This window comes from Streptacidiphilus jeojiense, assembly GCF_000719095.1.
In the GTDB taxonomy this organism is placed as follows: domain Bacteria; phylum Actinomycetota; class Actinomycetes; order Streptomycetales; family Streptomycetaceae; genus Streptacidiphilus; species Streptacidiphilus jeojiensis.
The window spans coordinates 210,067-230,114 of sequence record NZ_JOEH01000009.1; the positions used below are offsets into that span (position 1 = coordinate 210,067).

Annotated in this window: 19 protein-coding genes; 10 read left to right on the plus strand and 9 right to left on the minus strand. The window is 72.7% G+C overall.

Annotation, left to right across the window (positions count from 1 at the left end):
- Positions 1-2 precede the first annotated feature (2 nt).
- Positions 3-1,079 carry a TolB family protein gene (locus IF29_RS0113435; protein WP_030253756.1) on the minus strand — a complete coding sequence of 359 codons (1,077 nt, stop codon included), beginning with the start codon at positions 1,077-1,079 and terminating at the stop codon, positions 3-5.
- 220 nt (positions 1,080-1,299) lie between these two features.
- Here IF29_RS0113435 and IF29_RS0113440 point away from each other — a divergent pair, with 220 nt between their 5' ends.
- Positions 1,300-2,367 (plus strand): sigma-70 family RNA polymerase sigma factor, encoded by a 1,068-nt coding sequence (locus IF29_RS0113440; RefSeq protein WP_030253758.1) that lies wholly within the window; start codon positions 1,300-1,302, stop codon positions 2,365-2,367.
- Positions 2,368-2,657: 290 nt separating this feature from the next.
- Here the strand turns inward: IF29_RS0113440 and IF29_RS0113445 are convergent, their stop codons facing one another.
- Together IF29_RS0113445 and IF29_RS0113450 are read right to left on the minus strand one after the other, a co-directional pair.
- Entirely contained in the window at positions 2,658-3,818 is a 1,161-nt protein-coding gene (locus IF29_RS0113445) for a flotillin family protein (protein ID WP_030253760.1), read from the minus strand.
- 13 nt (positions 3,819-3,831) lie between these two features.
- Entirely contained in the window at positions 3,832-4,083 is a 252-nt protein-coding gene (locus IF29_RS0113450) for a hypothetical protein (protein WP_030253761.1), read from the minus strand.
- 350 nt (positions 4,084-4,433) lie between these two features.
- Between IF29_RS0113450 and IF29_RS0113455 the strand changes: the two genes are divergently transcribed.
- Positions 4,434-6,527, plus strand: coding sequence for a glycosyl hydrolase family 28-related protein (locus tag IF29_RS0113455; protein WP_030253762.1), 2,094 nt, complete (start codon positions 4,434-4,436; stop codon positions 6,525-6,527).
- A gap of 72 nt (positions 6,528-6,599) precedes the next feature.
- On the opposite strand, the gene IF29_RS0113460 is transcribed toward IF29_RS0113455, so the two are convergent.
- Positions 6,600-7,343 carry a TetR/AcrR family transcriptional regulator C-terminal domain-containing protein gene (locus IF29_RS0113460; protein ID WP_030253764.1) on the minus strand — a complete coding sequence of 248 codons (744 nt, stop codon included), beginning with the start codon at positions 7,341-7,343 and terminating at the stop codon, positions 6,600-6,602.
- A 171-nt stretch (positions 7,344-7,514) separates the two neighbouring features.
- On the opposite strand from IF29_RS0113460, the gene IF29_RS0113465 reads away from it, so the two are divergent.
- Positions 7,515-9,107 carry an MFS transporter gene (locus IF29_RS0113465; RefSeq protein WP_030253766.1) on the plus strand — a complete coding sequence of 531 codons (1,593 nt, stop codon included), beginning with the start codon at positions 7,515-7,517 and terminating at the stop codon, positions 9,105-9,107.
- 92 nt (positions 9,108-9,199) lie between these two features.
- Here IF29_RS0113465 and IF29_RS0113470 read toward each other — a convergent pair whose 3' ends face one another.
- On the minus strand, positions 9,200-10,018 hold the full coding sequence (locus tag IF29_RS0113470; protein WP_030253768.1) for a maleylpyruvate isomerase family mycothiol-dependent enzyme: 819 nt from the start codon (positions 10,016-10,018) through the stop codon (positions 9,200-9,202).
- A gap of 178 nt (positions 10,019-10,196) precedes the next feature.
- On the opposite strand from IF29_RS0113470, the gene IF29_RS0113475 reads away from it, so the two are divergent.
- The 5 genes from IF29_RS0113475 (at position 10,197) to IF29_RS0113495 (ending at position 13,166) form a co-directional block, all read left to right on the plus strand.
- Entirely contained in the window at positions 10,197-10,607 is a 411-nt protein-coding gene (locus IF29_RS0113475) for a hypothetical protein (protein ID WP_051725266.1), read from the plus strand.
- 2 nt (positions 10,608-10,609) lie between these two features.
- Positions 10,610-11,266: a class F sortase gene (locus IF29_RS0113480; RefSeq protein ID WP_037595124.1), complete on the plus strand. Its 657-nt coding sequence runs from the start codon at positions 10,610-10,612 to the stop codon at positions 11,264-11,266.
- Between the two features lie 63 nt (positions 11,267-11,329).
- Entirely contained in the window at positions 11,330-11,824 is a 495-nt protein-coding gene (locus IF29_RS0113485) for an RNA polymerase sigma factor (protein WP_030253771.1), read from the plus strand.
- On the plus strand, positions 11,808-12,332 hold the full coding sequence (locus IF29_RS0113490) for a hypothetical protein (RefSeq protein ID WP_051725267.1): 525 nt from the start codon (positions 11,808-11,810) through the stop codon (positions 12,330-12,332). Before IF29_RS0113485 ends, IF29_RS0113490 begins: the two co-directional genes overlap by 17 nt.
- A gap of 93 nt (positions 12,333-12,425) precedes the next feature.
- Positions 12,426-13,166, plus strand: a complete 741-nt coding sequence (locus IF29_RS0113495; protein ID WP_030253774.1) for a DUF899 domain-containing protein — start codon at positions 12,426-12,428, stop codon at positions 13,164-13,166.
- A gap of 63 nt (positions 13,167-13,229) precedes the next feature.
- On the opposite strand, the gene IF29_RS0113500 is transcribed toward IF29_RS0113495, so the two are convergent.
- Entirely contained in the window at positions 13,230-14,177 is a 948-nt protein-coding gene (locus IF29_RS0113500) for a helix-turn-helix domain-containing protein (protein WP_030253776.1), read from the minus strand.
- Between the two features lie 73 nt (positions 14,178-14,250).
- Between IF29_RS0113500 and IF29_RS0113505 the strand changes: the two genes are divergently transcribed.
- Complete coding sequence (locus IF29_RS0113505; RefSeq protein WP_030253778.1) at positions 14,251-15,777, plus strand: alpha/beta hydrolase; 1,527 nt, start codon at positions 14,251-14,253, stop codon at positions 15,775-15,777.
- A 17-nt stretch (positions 15,778-15,794) separates the two neighbouring features.
- On the opposite strand, the gene IF29_RS0113510 is transcribed toward IF29_RS0113505, so the two are convergent.
- The 3 genes from IF29_RS0113510 to IF29_RS41880 all read right to left on the minus strand — a co-directional run bounded on the left by IF29_RS0113510 (position 15,795) and on the right by IF29_RS41880 (position 19,307).
- Positions 15,795-16,388: a hypothetical protein gene (locus IF29_RS0113510; protein WP_030253780.1), complete on the minus strand. Its 594-nt coding sequence runs from the start codon at positions 16,386-16,388 to the stop codon at positions 15,795-15,797.
- 141 nt (positions 16,389-16,529) lie between these two features.
- Positions 16,530-18,059: a UDP-N-acetylglucosamine 1-carboxyvinyltransferase gene (locus IF29_RS0113515; protein WP_030253781.1), complete on the minus strand. Its 1,530-nt coding sequence runs from the start codon at positions 18,057-18,059 to the stop codon at positions 16,530-16,532.
- Between the two features lie 291 nt (positions 18,060-18,350).
- On the minus strand, positions 18,351-19,307 hold the full coding sequence (locus IF29_RS41880; RefSeq protein WP_030253783.1) for a quinone oxidoreductase family protein: 957 nt from the start codon (positions 19,305-19,307) through the stop codon (positions 18,351-18,353).
- 147 nt (positions 19,308-19,454) lie between these two features.
- Here IF29_RS41880 and IF29_RS0113525 point away from each other — a divergent pair, with 147 nt between their 5' ends.
- Positions 19,455-20,018, plus strand: a complete 564-nt coding sequence (locus IF29_RS0113525) for a TetR/AcrR family transcriptional regulator (protein WP_037595126.1) — start codon at positions 19,455-19,457, stop codon at positions 20,016-20,018.
- Positions 20,019-20,048: the final 30 nt, after the last annotated feature.

Consider the following 20,048-nt stretch of genomic DNA (forward strand, 5'->3'; position numbering starts at 1 on the left):
GTTCAGCCCCGGTATGCGGGCAGGCCGGTCCAGGAGGAGACCACGGTCGGCGCGGCGGAGCCGTCGGCCGGGAGCGTGGCGACGCCGGCGGGCGTGCGGACGGCGATGGTGCGGCTGTCCGGCGACCAGGTGGGCTCGGTGTAGTCGGTGGTGGCGTTCGGGGTGAGGTCCCTGGCGATCCGGTCGCCCTGCACCGACTCCTCGAAGAGGTGGTCGTGGCCGCCGACGGAGCGGACGAAGACGGCGGACTCGCCGTCCGGGGACATCGCGGGCTCGGAGCCGGTGCCCAGCTTCACGGCCGTGGTGCGCAGGTTGTCGTCCAGGATGTAGACGCTGTCGGTACCGGCGTTGGCGTACAGCACGGTGCTGACCTTCCCGCCGGCGGTCGGCCAGGCGTTGCCGGTCTGCGGCAGCGGCTTGCCGACGACACCGGGCTCGCCGTCGGTCTGCGGGATGCCCAGTGCGGTCGGGGTGCCGCCGGCCGAGGGCACCTGCTTGAGCAGTAGCGTCCCGCCCTTGGAGGCGGCGAAGAGGATCTCGTTCAGACCGGGGCTGCCGATGCTCATGTCCCGCTGGGTGACCCGCCAGACCGGGTGCGACCAGTTCTCGCCGCTGGGCGCGCGGGCGACCACCACGCGCCCGCTGCCGTCGGCGTTGGCGGTGTCCAGGTTGCCGGCGCCGTCGATGAAGGCGCCCCTGCTGCCGTCCGGGGACCAGGCGAGGTCGCGGACCACGGTGCCGAAGTCGACCACGGTGCCGTTCATCACCACCTTGGTGGTGCCGTTGCTGATGGTCAGCCGGCTGCCGGCGGTGCCGTTGAGAGGCGGGGCTGCGGCCGGGGCGGAGGCCGGGGCAGAGGCCGAGGCCGAGGCAGCGGCGGTCGCGGATGCGGTGGCGGAGCCGCTCGGGGCGGGCGGCGACGAGGGCGCCGACGGCGACGAGGAACCCGAGGACGCACCGCCGGCGGGCGTGGCAGCGGCGACGGAGGTCCGGGTGGTGGCGGCGCACCCGGTGAGCAGCAGCGCGCTTCCGGTGATCGCTGCGGTGAGTGCGACGGCGGCAGTGCGGTGAGCTCGCATCAGTTTCCCCCCGATGGTGTCAGCAGTATGTGCACAACTAGAGCGTGGGCCATGAACGTCCGGCATTCGTGTGGCGCCCGTCACAGCCCTGCAACAGTCCGTCACCGCACCCGTTCGGACGGCCGCTGTCAGTGGCCGGGTATACGTTCGTCGGGTCGGCCCAAACCGGTCCGCGACAGACCGAACCAACACCAGACCCGACCCACAGTGGGGTGGTCCCATGGCGGAGCCAACGACGACGGCGTCCACCGCCGAGCCCAGCGAGGACACCAAAGACACCGAACACACCGAACACACCGATGCCCCGGAGCAGCCGCTGGAGCTCCAGCTCGAACGGTTCCGCAGGGAGCTGACCGGCTACTGCTACCGCATGCTCGGCTCGGTCTTCGAGGCCGAGGACGCGGTGCAGGAGACCATGGTCCGCGCCTGGCGCGGGCACCAGCGCTTCGAGGGCCGCTCCTCGCTGCGCTCCTGGCTGTACCGGATCGCCACCAATGTCTGCCTGGACGCGCTGAAGGGGCGCAGCAACCGGGCCAGGCCGATGGATCTGGGCGGTCCGGTGACGGTGGCGACGGCCTCGGACGCGATCCTTCCCGAGGTGACCTGGATCGGTCCGGTCCCTGACGGCCGGGTGGTGGCGGAGGCGGCGGACCCGGCGGAGGTGGCCGCCCAGCGGGAGTCGGTGCGGCTGGCGTTCATCGCCGCGCTGCAGCGGCTGGCGCCCAGGCAGCGGGCCGTGCTGATCCTGCGTGAGGTCCTCGGCTGGCACGCCGGCGAGGTGGCCGAACTCCTCGACAGCAGTACCGCCTCGGTCAACAGCGCATTGCAGCGGGCCAGGTCGACGCTGGCGGCCTGCGAGCCCGCCGACACCGACCCGGTCCGCCCGCTGGACCAGGAGCAGGCGGCGCTGCTGGCCCGCTACGTCCGGGCCTTCGAGAACTACGACATGGAGGGGCTGGTGCTGCTGCTGCACGAGGACGCGGTGCTGTCGATGCCGCCGTTCGCGATGTGGCTGCGCGGTCAGCAGGAGATCTGCGGCTGGATGCTGGGCCCCGGCCACGGCTGCCGGGGATCGCGGCTGATACCTGTGGTCGCCAACGGCGCCCCGGCCTTCGGCCAGTACCGGCCCGCCCCGGACGGCGGGTACGCGCCGTGGGCGCTGCAGGTGCTGGAGATCTCAGCCGGGCGGATCGTCGGGCTGAACAGCTTCCTCGACACGGACGTGCTCTTCCCACTGTTCGGGCTGCCGCCGCGGCTGGAGCAGGAAGGGACCGGTCAGCAGGGGTAGCTGCTCCGAGAGCCCGACCAGGGCGATCAGTTCGCGCAGCCGCTCACCCGCACCGACCAGGCGCAGCTCGCGACCGGCGCGACGGGCCCTGAGCTGCAGTCGCGCCAGTTCGCCGAGGTCGGCGAGGTCGGGGTCGGTCAGTGCGCTGACGTCGCACAGCAGCCATCCGAGCCGTCCGGGAGTGGGAGCGTCCATACCTGGACAGACCCCCGGAGCGCCCCGGGCTCATCGGTGCCCGCCCGGGGCGGCTCGCGAAGGTTGGCGACCGTTCGCGACTGTTCGCCGGTTGGTCAGTCCAGCTCGACGCGGCCGGTCAGCGGGCGCGGGCCCTGCCCGTCCCGGCTGTCGCGCTCCTCCTTCTCGGCGCGGTTGGAGGTGCCGAGGTTCTGCCGGACCGAGTCCAGGATGGTCAGCCCCTGGCCGACCAGTCCGGCCGCGATCTCGCCCAGGCCGTCGGCGCCGTTGAGCACGTTGACGTTGGCGCCCTGGAGGCCGGCCGCGGCCTCCTTGACGATCTGCGGCAGCTGGTCGATCAGCATCCGGTCCAGCGCCACCCGGTCGTGCGAGGCGGCGGCCTCGGCCTGGATCTTCATCCGGTTGGCTTCGGCCAGCGCCAGCACCCTGATCCGCTCGGCCTCGGCCTCGGCGGGCTTCACGATCTCGGCCACCAGCTGCTGCTGGCGCAGCTCGGCGGCGCGCTGGGCCAGCTCGGTCTGCGCGGTGAGCACCTCCTGCTGGGCGTGGGCCTGGGCCAGCGGTCCCGCCTGGGCGGCCTCGGCCTGGGCCCGGTCCACCTCGGCGGAGTACTGGGCCCGGACCACCGCGGTCTGCCGGGCGTACTCGGCCTGGTTCCGCTCGGCGGCCTGCTGCGCCTCCACCGACTGCTGGGTGGCCAGCGCCTGGGCGATCTGGGCCTGCCGCTGGATGGCGGCCTTGTGCGGGGCGGCCATGGCGGCGATGTAGCCGGTCTGGCCGTCGTCGATGGACTGGATCTGCAGCGAGTCGACGGTCAGGCCGATCGTGCCCATCTCGGTCTTGGAGGTCTCCAGGACCTCGGAGGCCAGCTTCTGGCGCTCCGTCACGATCTCCTCGACGGTCATCGAACCGATGATGGAGCGCAGGTGGCCGGCGAAGATCCGACCGGTCAGGATCGACATCTGGTCCTGGTCGGAGAGGAAGCGCTGGCCGGCGTTGACGATGCTCTCCTTGTCGTTGCCGACCTTGAACGCGATCACCGCCTTCACCGTCAGGGCGATGCCCTGGCGGGTCACGCAGGTCTCGGCGACCTCCGCCTCGCACATCGCCAGGGTCAGGAAGCGGGTCTTCCGGAACACCGGGAGCACGAACGCCCCGTGTCCGGTGACCACGCGGAACGGCGCGTCCCCCATACCGCGCCTGCCACCGGAGATCAGCATCGCCTCGTCGGGGGCGGGAACCCTGTAACCGAACATCCTTCGCGTCTCCTCAACCGGCGTCGCCGGCGTCGCCGGCCAACGCGTCCAACGGATCTGCCCATGCGATGACATCGACCTGGCGACTGCCACGGGACTCGATCACCAGGACCGGAGCCCCCTTCGGCAGCGGCTCTGCCGACCAGGCGAGAAAGGCCTCGGAACCACCCCTGACGCGCACCAGGACCTCGCCGGGCCCGGCCGCGCCGCGGGTGTGCACCAGCAGCACCCCGATGCAGCCCACCACGGCCTCGTCCGGCGCCATCCGAAGCTGCCCCCTATGTCGATCCTGTGTCTGATTCCTGTCTGATTCCTGACCCTAGCGCTACAACGGATCAGCGGCCCATCCTCCGTAGGACCGTTGTGCGACCCACGTTCCCAGCCACGTTCCCAGCCCCGTTCTCCCCGTTGTGGAAGGCGCGCACACCGTCCCCGCGCCGGAGTCGTGCTTTGACGGGGTGAGCGCAAAAAATCAAGTGATGTCCGAAGTTTGGGAGCAGGACTGCGAAAATATGCCGCATGAGCCTTGTGGCTCGCCGCGCGGCGGCCCTAGTGTCGGCTCACCCTCAACGCGTCCGCTCCACCGTTCACTCGTGCGCGAGAAATGAGCATCCGATGTCACGGAGCACTACCAGGGCCGCAGCAAGGCGGGCAGCCAGACCACCGATCAGGGCCGCGTTGGCGGTGGCAGCGGTGACCGCTGCCGTTGTGGGACTCGGTGTCGCCCCCGGCGGCACCGCCTTTGCGAGTTCGGCCGGTTCAGTCGGCACGGCGGGTTCGGCCGGTTCGGCCGGCGTTCCCGCCGCCACCCGGGCGGCGCTCGACCCGGCGCTGGTCGCCGGTACCGGCGCCACGGTGGGCTTCACCGAGCAGGAGGCCGAGAAGGCCGCCACCGACGGCACGGTGATCGGCCCGAGCACGGCCGCCTACACCCTGCCGGCCGAGGCGTCCGGCCGCTCGGCGGTCAGCCTGAAGCCGGGCCAGTACGTCGAGTTCACCCTGCCCAGCGCGGCCAATGCGATCAACGTCCGCTACAGCATCCCCGACGCGCCGGACGGCGGCGGCATCACCGCGCCGCTGGACGTCACGGTCAACGGCAAGAGCCGCACCACCATGACGCTGACCTCCCAGTACGCCTGGCTCTACAACCAGTACCCGTTCTCCAACGACCCCAACGCGGGCCTGCTGCAGCCGGACTGGTGGATCACCGAGTGCTCCTGCGTGCCGGACCAGACCACCCCGGCCCCGGTGATCACCACCCCGTTCCGCCCCAACCACTTCTACGACGAGCAGCGGCTGCTGCTGGGGCGCACCTACAAGGCCGGTGACAAGATCCGGCTGGCGGTGCCCGCCGGGAGCGACGCCTCGGCCACCGTCATCGACCTGATGGACTCCCAGCTGGTGGCCCCGCCCAAGGTCGACCTGATCGCAGCCAACGTGCTGGCCTTCGGCGCCGACCCGACCGGGCGGCGCGACTCGGCCGACGCCATCGACCGGGCCATCGCCTTCGCCCAGCGGACCCACCTCAAGGTGTACATCCCGCCGGGCACCTACCAGGTGAACCGCCACATCATCGTGGACAACGTCACCATCGAGGGCGCCGGCAGCTGGTACACCGTCATCAAGGGCCACCAGGTCACCCTGAGCACCCCGGCGCCGGACGGTTCGATCCACACCGGCGTCGGCTTCTACGGCAAGGACGCCTCGGTCGGCGGCAGCACCAACGTCCACCTGTCCGGCTTCGCGATCGAGGGCGACGTCCGCGAGCGCATCGACACCGACCAGGTGAACGGCATCGGCGGCGCGCTGAGCAACTCCACCATCGACGGCCTCTACATCCAGCACACCAAGGTGGGGATGTGGTTCGACGGGCCGATGACCAACCTCAGGATCACGAACAACACGATCGTCGACCAGATCGCCGACGGCATCAACTTCCACACCGGCGTGACCGACTCGGTGGTCTCCAACAACTTCGTCCGCAACACCGGTGACGACGCGCTGGCCATGTGGTCCGAGAAGACCGAGGACGCCAACGACACCTTCGACCACAACACCGTCCAGACGCCGGTGCTGGCCAACGGCATCGCGATCTACGGCGGGACCGACAACACCGTGTCGAACAACCTGATCGCCGACCCGATCCGGGAGGGCAGCGGCATCCAGGTCGGCTCCCGCTTCGGTTCCGAGGCGTTCACCGGACACCTCTGGATCACCGGCAACACCACGGTCAGGGCCGGGACCTACGAGCTGAACTGGAACATCGGCCTGGGCGCCATCTGGTTCTACGCGCTGGAGAAGAACATCAACGCGGACATCGAGGTGACCGGGGACAACTTCCTGGACAACACCTATGACGCGATCATGCTGGTCACCGACTTCCCGGTGAAGGACCAGTACTCCATCACCAACGTCCACTTCAAGGACATCAAGGTCGACGGCACCGGCACCGACGTGGTCAGCGCCAGGACCGCCGGGTCCGCGACCTTCCAGAACGTGGTCGCCCGCAACGTCGGCGCGGTCGGCGTCAACAACTGCGGATCGTTCAACTTCACCGCTGCCGGGTCGGAGTTCTCGCTGACCGACCTCGGCGGCAACACCGGCGGCGGCACCACCGGGCCCTGGCTGGCCCCCTGGGAGCTGCCGAACACCATCACCTGCGACGACCGTCCCACGGTGGTCGTCCCGCCGGCGCCGTCACCCTGGTGACGGGGCGTCAGTAGGCGCACGCAGTGAGGGCCCCGACCTGCCAGTGGGCGGTCGGGGCCCGCGGCGTTCCGGTCACCCGTCGCCGAGCCGCCGCCGGGCCTCCAGGCCGTCGAGGATGCAGGCGAGCCCTTCGTCGAAGCTGTCACCCCGGGTGCTGTCGACGTCGAAGCCCTCGCGCTGCGCCGCGTAGAGCCTGCGCAGCCGCGGATAACCCTGGACCGCCTGCTCGGCGACCGGCCAGAAGCGCTCCACCCACTCCTGCTGGCTCTGGCCGCTGCGGGCCAGCAGGGCCAGCGTGGCCGCCTCGGTCGAGGCCACGCCGATGACATAGGCGCTGACCGTGTTCATCCCCTGCTCGGCCGCCTGCAGCGAGTAGCCGGCCTCCTCGAACACCCCCAGCAGCGCTTCGGACAGCCGCAGCAGGTTCGGTCCGAGCGCCGCCATGCCCACCTGGCCGAGTGCCGAGGCGATCCAGGGGTGCCGCAGGAAGCCGTTCCGCAGGCCGTGGGCGAGGCGGGTCACCGCCGTGCGCCAGTCGGTGGAGCTGTCGATGCCGGTGAGGTCGATCTCGCCGTAGACCTCGTCCACGACCAGTTCGATCAGCTCGTCCTTGTTGGCCACGTGCGAGTACATCGAGGTGGCGCCGGCGTTCAGCCGGGTGCCGAGCTTGCGCATGCTCAGGGCGTCGATGCCCTCGGCGTCCAGCAGTTCCAGGGCCGCCGACACGATCTGGTCCCGGCTGAGGGCCGGCTGGTCCCGGCGCGATCGCTGCGGACGGGTCCACACCGACGGAAGTCCCTGCTGGTCGGCCGACATGCCGCCTCCTCGATCTGTCCGCTGCTTCTCGTGCTTCTCGACTACTGCTGCCGCACAGCGTACGCCCTTGCGCACACCGTGCGGCGACCGTACAGTGTGCGGAGTAGCGAACAGTGTGCGGCGAAGCGCACGCTGTACGGTCAGATGTCCCGGAGGGGTTCGATCATGGATATGACGAAGGAATCGCAGGAATCGCCGGAATCACAGGGGTCGCCGGAAGGCCGGCAGGCGGCGCGCAACCCGCGCCGCTGGGTGATCCTGGTGGTGCTCTGCCTCAGCGCGCTGGTGCTGGTCATCGACAACATGGTGCTGACGGTGTCGGTCCCGACCATCGCCGACAGCCTCGGGGCGAGCGCCCAGGACATCCAGTGGATCATCGACTCCTACATCCTGGTCTTCGCCGGGATGCTGCTCACCGCGGGCAGTCTGGCCGACCGGTTCGGGCGCAGGCGGATGCTGATCATCGGGCTCTCCCTCTTCGGAGGCGCCTCGCTGCTGGCGGCGCTCGCCGCGAGCCCCGCCGAACTGATCGCGGGCCGGGTGCTGATGGGCGTCGGCGGCGCGCTGGTGATGCCCAGCACGCTGTCCATCCTGATGACCGTGTTCGACGCCGAGGAACTGCGCAAGGCCTTCGCGATCTGGGGTGGCGCGTCCATGATCGGCCTGATCGGCGGCCCGGTGGTCGGCGGCGTCGTGATCGCCCACTTCTCCTGGGGTGCGATCTTCCTGATGAACGTCCCGGTCGCCGCTGTCGCCATCGTCGCCGCGGTGGTGCTGATGCCGGAGTCCAAGGGTCCGGCGCGCAAGGCCGATCCGCTGGGCATGGTGCTGTCGATGGTGGGCATGACCGCGCTGGTGTGGACGATCATCGAGGCGGCCCGGGAGGGCCTGACCCGTCCGGGGATCCTGGCCGGCATCGCGGTGACCCTGGCGAGCCTGGTCTCCTTCGGGGTCTGGGAGACCCGGGTCGAGTCGCCGATGGCGCCGCTGAGCCTGTTCCGCAACCGGGTGTTCAGCGCCTCCAGCTTCTCGCTGGTCCTGGTCACCTTCGCCAACGGCGGGCTGATGCTGGTGCTGACCCAGTACCTGCAGTTCGTGCTCGGCTACTCGGCCGTGCGCACCGGAGTGGCCTTCGCCCCGCTGGCCGTCGCCGCCCTGGTCTTCAACTCCCTCGGCGCCACCCTGGGCGCGAAGATCGGCAACCGCACCATCACCGTCGCCGGTCTGCTGGTGATCGCCGCCGGGTTCGGGGCGCTGACCACCCTCTCGGTGCATGCCGGATTCGGGATGGTCGCCCTGGGCATGATGCTGATCGGCGCGGGCGCCGGACTGGCGATGCCGGCCGCGACCACGGCGCTGATGAGCGCGATCCCCGCCGAGCACGCCGGGGTCGGCTCGGCGCTCAACGACACCGTGCAGCAGGCCGGGGCCGCGCTGGGGGTCGCCGTCCTGGGCACCGTCCTCTCCGGCACCTTCACCGGCCACATGCCCGGCTCGGCCCCCGAGGCCGCCCGCCACTCGGTCGCCGCGGCGCTGTCGCTGGCCGCGAGCACCGGTGACGGCGGGCTGGCCGCAGCCGCCCGGGAGGCCTTCACCTCGGCGATGTCCGCGAGCTTCGTGGTCGGCGCCTGCGGGGTGCTGGTCGCCGCCGCCCTGGCGCTGGTGCTGATGCGCAACGGCAAGGCCGGGGTCGGCGAGTCAGAGGCCCCGCTCGTCGGCGAGGCGTCCGTGCCCGCGCCGGTGCTGGACCGGGCGGCCGCCTGAACCCGGCAGCCGCGTCCGGTCGCCCGACGACGGAGCCCCCCTCGGGGGGCTTCGCGTCGTTCCCGGGGCGTTCCGCCGTTGTGGCGGTCGGCTCAGGGCGCCCGGAAGCAGCGCGGGAAGGCGGGGGCGAGCTGCGGCCTGCGGCCCCAGGCCAGGATCCCGCCACGGGCGATCGCGCCCCAGGGGGAGCACCGTCCCAGCGCGATCAGCAGGAAGGTCACCGGCTCGGTGACGATGGTGCAGTCCGGCCGCTGCGCCGGTCCCGCGGTGACGGTGAGGGTGCCCCCGGCGAAGGCGGCGGTGTAGCGCGGCCCGCCGCCGCGCAGTCGCAGCTCGTAGACGGCGTCCAGCCGGTCGGCCCGGTCGTGGTCGAGCACCCGGGGCATCGCCGTGACCAGGAACGGCAGGCACAGCTCCACCCGCTGACGGTCGATCATGTGCGGTCGGCGCAGTGCCCGGGCCAGGTCCCAGCCGTGGCCGAGCATATGGGTCAGCAGGTAGGACCCCAGCGTGTCCAGGTCCAGCGGACCCATCGGGGTCAGCACCGGCAGGTCGCCGGGGCGCTGCTCGGCGGCGGCCACGAAGGCCTGCGCCTGCTCGACCACGATCCCGCCCAGGACCGCGGGATCGCGTTGGGTGAACCAGGCCAGGGAGTCCTCGTTGGCGGCGGCCAGACTCCCCGGGGTCCCGTCCCCGTAGGGGCGGTCGACCCCCGCCGCCAGCTCCGCCATCAGCTCGTTGGCCAGCGCCAGGTGTGCCGCGGCCTCCCCGAGGTTCCAGGTGGAGCGGGGGACGCGGGCGGTCGGGTCGGCGCCGGAGGCCAGCAGTGCGGCGATGTCCGCCGCGGTCGCGGTGACGGCCTCGTACAGCTGTCGGGGTGGCTGCGCCGGGCCGGCCGTGGGGGTGGTCATGACGGAGAAGCCTGGACCAGCGGTGGCGCACTGTCCAGGGTTCGCGCCCCGACGGCCGCTCCAGGACTTTGCCATCTCTTTACAACCTGTCCCCGGGCTGTGTCGTCTCTCCTCCCGTTCAGCAACGCAGCCCGGCGCACGCCACCCCGGCGGCCCGGGCCGACGAGAGAGAGCCCTCATGCGTACAGCTCGTTCAGCCCGTACCGGCCGCGCCGGTGTGTTCACCGCCGCGCTCCTCGCCTGCGCCGCGGTGCTGGCCGGGGCCGGGTCCGCGAACGCCGCCGGGTCGGCCTCGCCGACCGCCTCGGCGTCCCCGGCGGCGGCGGGCACCGTCTCCGCGACCCCGAGTGCCACCCGGGACGGCTCCACCGCTGTCCCGTCGGCGTCCGCCAGGCCGACCCGGGCGCCCAGCGCCGTCGCGTCGGGCCAGGTCGGCGCCGTGCCGAAGGGCGCTCCGGACACCGGTGTGGTGGCCGCCCAGGGTGGTGGCGACACCGCCGCGGTGACCGGTGCCGCCGCGGCCGGAGCGCTCCTGGTCGGCGGGGCGGGCGTGGTGCTGCTGCGCCGCCGGGCCAGGACCCAGGGCTGATCTTGCCGACGAAGAGCGTGCGGGCACTGCTCACCGGCGTGGTCGCGGTGCTGCTGGTCTCCGGCTGCGGCAGCGGGACGGCGGCGGTGCGGGCGGGGGAGGGGACCGGGCCGTCCGGGGCCGGGTCCGCTTCGACGGCGCCGAGTACGCCACCGTCGTCCGCTGCCGCCGCACCGTCGACGGCGCCGAAGGCCCTCGCCGCCTCGGTCCCGGTTCGGCTGCAGATCCCGAGCATCGGGGTGGACACCTCGGTGATGCGGCTCGGGCTGGCGGCCGACGGGAGCGTCCAGGTGCCGCCGATCGAGGCGAACGCACCGGCCGGCTGGTACCGGAACTCGCCGACGCCGGGTCAGGTCGGCCCCTCGGTGATCCTGGCCCATGTGACCGTCGGTCAGTACGGCAACGGCGTGTTCCTGCACCTCTCCCGGCTCAGGCCGGGCGACCGGGTGGTGGCGCGGCTCCAGGACGGCGCGTCGGCGGCCTTCACCGTGTACAAGGTGCAGACCGTCGCCAAGGCCGAGTTCCCGACGGCTGCCGTCTACGGGAACGTCGACCGCCCGGAACTGCGTCTGATCACCTGCGGCGGCCCGAGGGACAGCACCGGGCACGGCTACCTCGACAACGTGGTGGTCTACGCCGCACTGACCGCCGAGCAGTAACGACACCCGCGCACAGAGACACCCGCACAGCAGAGACACCCGCACCACGACCCATGGAGAGCGTTGAGCCGGTCACAGGACACCGCGGCGTCCGAGCTGTTCGCCGCCCTCTACCCGGCCCTCGCCGGGTGGTGCCGTCGTCTGACCGATGACGACGGCACCGCCCACGAGATCGCCGCCGAGGCGTTCACCCGCCTGTGGGCGCGCTGGACCAAGGTGGACGAGCCGCGCGGCTTCCTCTACGTCACCGCGGCCAACCTGGTCCGCGACCACTGGCGCAGGACGGAGCGGGAGCGGCGGGCGATGCGCCGGGTGACCGCCGAGGCCGTGCTGAGCGGTCAGCGGGAGGAGGGCGCCGACCCCTCGGTCCGGCTGCTGGTCCAGTCGCTGCCGCTGCGGCTGCGCACCCCGGTGCTGCTGTACTACTACGCTGATCTGCCGATCCGGGAGGTGGCCGTGCTGACGGGGCGTAAGGAAGGGACAGTCAAGGCCGATCTCCACGCGGCACGGGAACTACTGCGCAGCAGGCTTGGGGGACACCTTGATCACACCCATTGAGGAGCCGGACGAGGAGCGTGACGACCGGCTGGCGGCGCTGCTCGGACCCGGCCCGGTGGTCCTGCTGCCGCCACCCGGCGCGTTCGAACACATCCGTCGCAGCGCGGTGCGCAGGCGCCGGCGGCGTACCGCGGCCGGCGGCGGACTCGTGCTGGCCCTGGCCGCCGCGGTGATCACCCCGCTGCTGCTGTCCGGCGCCGGCACCCCGGCCGCCCCGGTGCGGGTGGTCCCGGCCGCGCCGATGCCGGCCGCGACCGCCCCGGCGTCCTCCTCGGCGGCGCCTTCACCGACCCGAGACGACCCCCGTCGGACGGCCTCCGCGTCGGCGAGCCCGACCGCATCGGCCTCGGCGTCGCCTTCGCCGACGCACCGCCCGGTCCGGGCGACCTCGGTGCCCACGTCCCGCGCCGGCGCTGCCGCGGTGCCCTCGGCGACCTCCCCGTCGTCGGCGTCCACCGCCGCTGCCGTGAACGGCAGTTCGGCCACGCCGAGCGCCACCGGCCGGTAGCAGCTCCGCCGGGGCACTCTTGGGCAGACCGATGAGTTCCGGGCCCAGGTCCGGTCCCTCTCTGCAGAAGCACTCTGCAGAGAGGACAGCACCATGAGCCTGCCGGAGATCACCACCAGGGCGCAGTGGCTCCAGGCCCGTAAGGAACTGCTGGTCAAGGAGAAGGAGTTGACCAGGGCGCGGGACGAGCTGAACGCCGACCGGCGGCGGCTGCCGATGGTCAGGGTCGAGAAGCAGTACACCTTCGACTCGGTGCACGGACCGGTAACGCTGGCCGGACTGTTCGACGGCTGCCGTCAACTGATCGTCCAGCACGTCATGTTCGACCCGGCCTGGGAGGACGCCTGCTCCAGCTGCAGTGCCGGCATCGACGAGATCCCCGAAGCGCTCCTGGCCCATCTGCGGGTCCGTGAGACCGGGTTCGTGCTGGTCTCGCGCACCCCGCTGGAGAAGATCGAGAAGTACCGCGCCCGCCGGGGCTGGTCGCTGCCCTGGTACTCCTCGTACGGCAGCGACTTCAACTACGACTTCCACGTCTCGCTGGACCCGGCGGTGGCGCCGGTGCAGTACAACTACCGCGACGCGGCCGAGCTGGCCCGGACCGGCGCCGGCTGGATGCTGGAGGGGCCCACGGAGATGCCCGGGTACAGCTGCTTCCTGCGGGACGGCGACGCGGTCTTCCACACCTACTCGTCCTTCGCCCGCGGCGCCGAGCAACTCGGCGGCGCCTACGCCTTCCTGGACATGACCGCGCTGGGCCGCCAGGAGGAGTGGGAGGAGCCCAAGGGCCGCTCGGCCGCCCCCAGGGGCGCCGTACCGGACTTCTCCGCATAACCGTCGGCGGAACAGAACAGCGGAACAGAACAGCCGTCCGCCGGCCGGGCGTCGAGGTCGAGGTCAACCCGCCCCGGCGAGCTGGTCGTCAAGCGCGGCGCGGAGCCAGTCGTGGGCGGAGCCCATGGTCGGCTCCGCCGGGCCGGCGGGCGGGCTGACCAGTTCGCCGGCCAGCTGCCAGTACCGGTCGACCAGCGGGTCGGCGGACAGCACCAGGATGCTGCTGAGCTTCTGCCGGAAGGCGGGGCTGTCCGCCGTGCCGCCCGCGGCGGCGTGGGCCGCCACGAAGCAGTCCAGCGCCCCGCCCTGCTGGGGTGACCGCCCGGCCCGCAGATCGGCGGCGGCCAGGGCGTAGGCCTCGCCGAGCCCGTCGTAGAGCACGGCCGGGCGGTACTTGTCAGGGGCGCAGCGGAACTCCGGGCGGCAGAGGTCGCTGTCCAGGCGGACACCGGTGGTGAGGGCGTGCAGCCGGGCGAAGGCCAGCACCTGGGCCGGCGACGGATCGGTCGGCGGCTGCGGCACCGCCGCGTCGATGATCGCGCTCCGCAGCCGGGCCGGGAGCCGTGCGGGCAGCAGGAAGCGCCAGAACCGTGCCAGCGGAGCGGTGCTGGGTGGCGCGGCGACCGCGCCGATCAGCCGCAACCGGTCGGCGCGCTCCTCGGCGCTGCAGTCACGCAGCAGCCGCAGCGCGGCCTCGCGCCAGCGCAGCGCCGCCAGCTGCGAGCCGAGTTCGCGCAGCTGCCCGGCGACGGCGTCCTCCAGCGCGTCCTCCCGTGCCGCGTCCTCCCGGCCCAGGATCCGGCCCACCTCGGAGACCGGCAGGTCCAGGCTGCGCAGCGAGCGGATCAGCCGGAGCTGTTCCAGCGCCTCGGGCCCGTACCGGCGGTGGCCCCCGGAACTGCGGCGGGCCTCGGGGAGCAGGCCCTGGTCGGAGTAGAAGCGGACGGTCTTGACGGTGACGCCGGCATGTTCGGCGAGTTCCCCGATGCTCCACAGGTCGTCGGGCGACAAGGCTTGAACCTCCCTCAGGGGGAGTTCCTACGGTACCGGTGAGCCCGGGAGCGGGACATCCGAGGAGGTAGTCATGACGGCGTTGGTGCTGGTGTCGGGCAGCCATGTGGGCGGGTGGGTGTGGCGCGAGGTCGCCGCCCGGTTGCGGGAGTCGGGGGCGGAGGTGTTCCCGGCCACGCTCACCGGGCTGGGGGACCGCCGGCACCTGGCCGGTCCCGGCACCGACCTGGACACCCACATCGAGGACCTGGTGCAGCTGATCGACCACGTGGACGCCCCGGACCTGGTGCTGGTCGGCCACGACACCGGCATCCACGCGGTGCTGGGCGCCGCCGACCGGCGCCCGGAGCGGATCACCAGGGTGGTCCACCTGGACGCCGGTCTGCCGCTGGACGGGGAGTCGGTGCTGGACCTGGTGCCGGACCAGGCGGTGCGGGAGCGGATGCTGCGGCAGGCGGGGGAGAGCGGCGCCGGCTGGCGGGTGCCGGCGCCGACCAGGGAGGAGTGGGCGCTGCGCGGCAGCACCGACGGCGTCCCCGAGGAGGCGCTGGACCGACTGACCCGGCTGGCCGCGCCGCAGCCGGTGGGCACGCTGACCCAGCCGCTCCGGCTCACCGGGGCCGGTGCCAAGCTGCCCACCAGCGGCATCCTCTGCACCGCCAACGGTTCCAGCATCGCCCTGGTGGAGACGGTGCTGTGGTTCGGCGACCCGCGCTTCCAGGGGCTGACCGACCCCCGGGTGGGCTTCTTCGAACTCGCCACCGGCCACTGGCCGATGCTCTCCTGCCCGGACGAACTGGCCGCCGTCCTGCTCCGGGCCGCGGCGGGGGAGGGCCGGCGGCTGGCCCCGGCCGCCGCCGAGGGCCCGGCCCGGTCGGGCCGCTTCCTGCTGGACCCGCCGGAGGGAGCGCAGACGCGGGAGCGGGTCGGCCGGGTCGACCTGCATCTGCCCGGTGACCTCGCCGACGGCGTCGGCCCCCGCCCCGCCGTGGTGTTCGTCCACGGCGGACCGATCTCCCCCGAACTGCGGCCCACGCCACGGGACTCGGAGACCTTCCTCGGCTACGCCCGGCAGACCGCGGCGCTGGGGGCGGTCGCCGTGACGCTGGACCACCGGCTGTACGGCCTCGGCGACTACGGGCGGGCCGCCGAGGACGTCGCCGAGGCGGTGGAGCTGGTGCGGGCCGATCCGCGGGTCGACGGCGAGCGCATCGCGCTGTGGTTCTTCTCCGGCGGCGGGCTGCTGTCGGCGGACTGGCTGGCGGCGCCCCCGGCCTGGCTGCGGTGCGTGGCGGCGACCTATCCGATCCTGGCACCGCTGCCGGCCTGGGGGCTGTCCGAGTCCCGGTTCCGCCCGGCGGCCACGGTGCGCGGGGCCGGTCGGCTGCCGATCGTGCTGACCCGGGTGGAGCTGGAGCAGCCGGGGATCGCGGCCACGGTCGCCGAGTTCCTGGCCGCGGCGGAGGACGTCGGCGCCGCTGTGGAGGTGGTGGACGTGCCGCTGGGGCACCACGGGTTCGAGACCATCGACCACACCGGCCCGGCCCGGGAGGCGGTGCACCGGGCGCTCGGCTCGGTCCTGGCCCGTCTGCGGGCCTGAACGCGCGGGGAGCCAGATCAGGGCCCCTGGTCCAGCACACCGGTCAGGGTCGGTGACCCGGTCGCGGCGTCCACCGAGGAGTGGGTGACGGTGCCGTCGGGGTTCCGGCTGAGAAGCTGCTCGGCCGCTCCGGTGGGGCAGCCGGCCGGGCTTCCGGGCAGCGGGCTGCTGCGGAAGGTGAGCTGGTGGGAGTCGGCGCCGAGCAGTGTCCAGGCCGTCGGGCAGGGGGTCTGCGGTCCGGTCGCGGCGGTGTCCAGGGCCAGCGCGGTGGTGGACGCGCCGCCGACCGGTCCGGGCCGTACGGTGACCGCGTCCTCCCAGGCGCGGGATCCGTCGGCGTCGGCCAGGGTCCCCGACCAGGTGCCGAGGAAGCCGGCCGGGACGGCGTCCGCCGACGTCCCGGCCACGGTGCGGGCCGGCGCGGGGGCTGCGGGCGGCACCAGCCGGGCCGGTGCGGAGGGCACAGCCGCCGGGGTCGGGCCCGGCAGGCCGCCGACGATGCCGACCCGATGCCCCCGGGTGATCAGCATGGCGACCCCGATCGCCATCACCGTGAACACGGTCGCGATGATGACGATCCCACCCTCACGCACCCGGGCCCGCTCCGCCATCACCCGTCGACCTCCCACGACCGCGGGACGCCGAGCCCGCGTCCGCTCCAGCGTCCCGCCGCGGACGGCGGATCGCCAGAGCCGGGTGACGGTTGGTCAGGTGCTGGCGGATCCGATGTTGCCGGATCCGATGTCGCCGGATCAGATGTCGCGGAAGACCTCGATCTGGGCGCCGACGGAGTTGAGCCGGGCGGCCAGGTCCTCGTAGCCGCGGTTGATGACGTAGACGTTGCGCAGCACCGAGGTGCCCTCGGCGGCCAGCATCGCCAGCAGCAGCACCATGGCCGGGCGCAGTGCCGGCGGGCACATCATCTCGGCGGCGCGCCACCGGGTGGGGCCCTCGACCAGCACCCGGTGCGGGTCCATCAGCTGGACGTGGGCGCCGACCCGGTTGAGCTCGGTCAGGTACACCGAGCGGTTCTCGTAGACCCAGTCGTGCACCAGGGTCGAACCGTGCGCGCAGGCCGCGATGGCGGCGAAGAAGGGCAGGTTGTCGATGTTGATGCCGGGGAACGGCATCGGGTGGATCTTGTCGACCGGCGCGGTCAGCTTGGAGGGGTGCACGGTGAGGTCGGTCAGCCGGGTGCGGCCGTTGTCGGCCGGGTACTCCGGGCTGCGGTCGCAGTCCAGGCCCATCTCGTCCAGGACGGCGAGCTCGATCTCGACGAACTCGATCGGGACCCGGCGGATGGTCAGCTCGGAGTTGGTGACCACCGCCGCGGTGAGCAGGCTCATGGCCTCGACCGGGTCCTCGGAGGGGGCGTAGTCGACGTCGGCGTCGATGGTGGCGCGGCCGTGCACGATCAGGGTGGTGGTGCCGATGCCCTCGACGTGCACGCCCAGGCGCTCCAGGAAGAAGCAGACGTCCTGGACCATGTAGTTGGCGCTGGCGTTGCGGATCACCGTGGTGCCGGGGTGGCGGGCGGCGGCGAGCAGCACGTTCTCGGTCACGGTGTCGCCGCGCTCGGTCAGCACGATCGCCCGCTGCGGCTCCACGTCGCGCTCCACGGTGGCCCGGTAGGTGCCGGTGGTGGCGCTGACGTGGAGGCCGAAGTGGCGCAGCGCCGACAGGTGCGGCTGGACCGTGCGGGTGCCCAGGTCGCAGCCGCCGGCGTAGGGGATCTCGAAGCGGTCGGCGCGGTGCAGCAGCGGGCCGAGGAACATCAGGATGCTGCGGGTGCGGCGGGCCGCGTCCTCGTCCATGGCGGAGAGGTCGAGGGTGGCCGGCGGGGTGATCTCCAGGTCGGTGCCGTCGTTGATCCAGCGGTGCCGCACCCCGATGCTGGCGAGGACCTCCAGCAGGCGGTAGACCTCCTCGATCCGGGCCGCGCCGCGCAGCGTGGTCCGGCCGGTGGTCAGCAGCGAGGCGCAGAGCAGTGCCACGCAGGCGTTCTTGCTGGTGCGGACGTCGATCGCGCCGGACAGCGTGCGCCCGCCGACGACCCGCAGGTTCATCGGGCCCGCGACGCCCAGCGAGACGATCTCGCTGTCGAGTGCTTCGCCGATCCGGGCGACCAGGTCCAGGCCGATGTTCTGGCCACCGGACTCGATCCGGGCCACGGCGCTCTGGGTGGTGCCGAGGGCGACGGCGAGCTGTGTCTGGGTCCAGCCCTTGTGCGTCCGGGCAGCACGGACGAGCTTGCCGATACGGGAGAGGTAGTCGTCGGTCACCGCCCGAACGTATCTCACTGATGCGATGCAGTGCATCTTCGCTGGTCGTACCGGGGACCGTTCGGGTGAATCCGGCCGGGAGGGTGAGCCCGGCCACCCGGCCCCGGTGCTGCGGCCCCGCTGTGGCCTTTGACCTGGACCACGCTGCGGCGGCGTGGTCCGGTGCCCGGAGTCGGGCGGTCCCCGGCGCGGGCCCGGGCGACGGCATGCGCGCCGGAAAGATACAGCAGGAGCGCGATGCTGTCGCCGCGAATCGGCCGCTTCCCGTCGAACCGGTACGCCCGGTGGCGGTTAGGGGCGCAGCACCAGCTTGCGGCCCGGCGAGGCCGCCTGGGCCGCCCAGACCCCGGCGACGTCGTCGAGCGGGTGGACCTCCAGGGCCAGGTCGAGGCGGCCCGCTGCGGCGTACCCGGCCACCTCGGCGTAGGCGGCGGCGGACTGCTCCGGGGTGAGGGTGCCGCCGCTGAGGCCGAGCACCTTGAGCCTGGAGTGCCGCAGTGCGCCGGCGTCCACGGCCGCCTCGGCGCCGGCGACCTGGCCGACGTTGAGCAGTCGTCCGGTCGGGCGAAGTCCGGCCAGTGCGGCCTGGACGTAGGGGCCCCACAGCGGGTCGACCACCACGTCCACCGGTCCGCCGGCCTTCTCCAGTGCCGCGGCGAACCCGGCGGGGTCGCGGTCCAGCAGCACGGTGCCGTCGCAGAGGTCCGACAGGGCGGCGAGCCGCGCCTCGTCGCGTCCGGCGGCGATGACCCGTTCGGCGCCCAGTACCCGGGCCAGGTGCACGAAGGCCTGGCCGAAGGCCCCGGTCGCGCCGAACACCAGCACCGATTCGCCGGGGCGCAACGCGGCCTCGTCCCGCAGGCCGATCAGGGCACTGATGCCGACCACCCCGACCGCGGCGGCCAGGTCGTCGTCGAGCGCGTCCGGGACCGGCAGGCAGGCCGCATCGGGGGCGGTCAGGTACTCGGCCAGGGTGCCGTCGACGAAGCCGCCGGGCACCGAGACGCGGACCCGGGTGCCCGGCGCCAGGGTGTCGCTCTCGACCACGGTGCCCACGCCCTCGACCCCGGGGACGTGCGAGGGCTGCGGTCGGCCGGCCGGGTGTCCGCCGCCGGAGATGAGCAGATCGATCGGGTTGAGGGCCGCCGCCACCACCCGGACCAGGGCCGACCCCGGCGCCCGCCGCGGCTCGTCCCGCTCACCGACCACGGGCGCCTGTCCGAGCTCGGCCACTACTGCTGCGCGCATCACGTCACTGCCTTTCGGGCTTCCGGAGTTGAATGACCGACCGGTCAGTCACTCTAGCCACGGGCGGGACGAACGGTCAACGGGTCGTCAGGTCGTCCGGTCGACCTGTGGACCGCTGCGCTCCAGGTCGCCCGTATCCTTCGTGGCATGACTGCTCGTGCCGCTGCGGCCCAGGAAACCCGAGCCGCGCTGCTGGATGCGGGCCTTGAGATCGCGGAGGAGCACGGGCTCTCCGGGATGAGCGTCAACCGGGTGGTGGCCGTGGCGGGGGTGGCCAAGGGCACCTTCTATGTGCACTTCCCGGACCGCGACGCCTTCCTGAGCGCGATGCACCAGCGCTTCCACGAGCAGGCCGGCCGGGCGGTGACGGCGGCCATGGCCCAGCACCCACCGGGCCGGGCCCGGATGCAGGCCGGGATGACCGCCTACTTCGAGGTCTGCTTGAGCAATCTGGGGGTCAAGGCACTGGTGCTGGAGGCCCGCAACACCCCCGGCGTCGCCGCGGACGTCGCCGCCCGCAACGACGCCTTCGCCGCCATGGCCGAACCGGACCTGTTGGCCATGGGCTGGTCCGAAGCGCACACGGCCGCAGGCTTGGTGGTCGCCATGTCCGCGGAGCTGTCCATGGCCGAGATGGCCACCGGACAGCGCGACGAGCGCGGCCGCGAGGTGCTGTGGGCGCTGCTGGCCCGGCTGGACCTGAACGCCTGAACACTCCTGTGCTCCACGCCCCCTGACGGA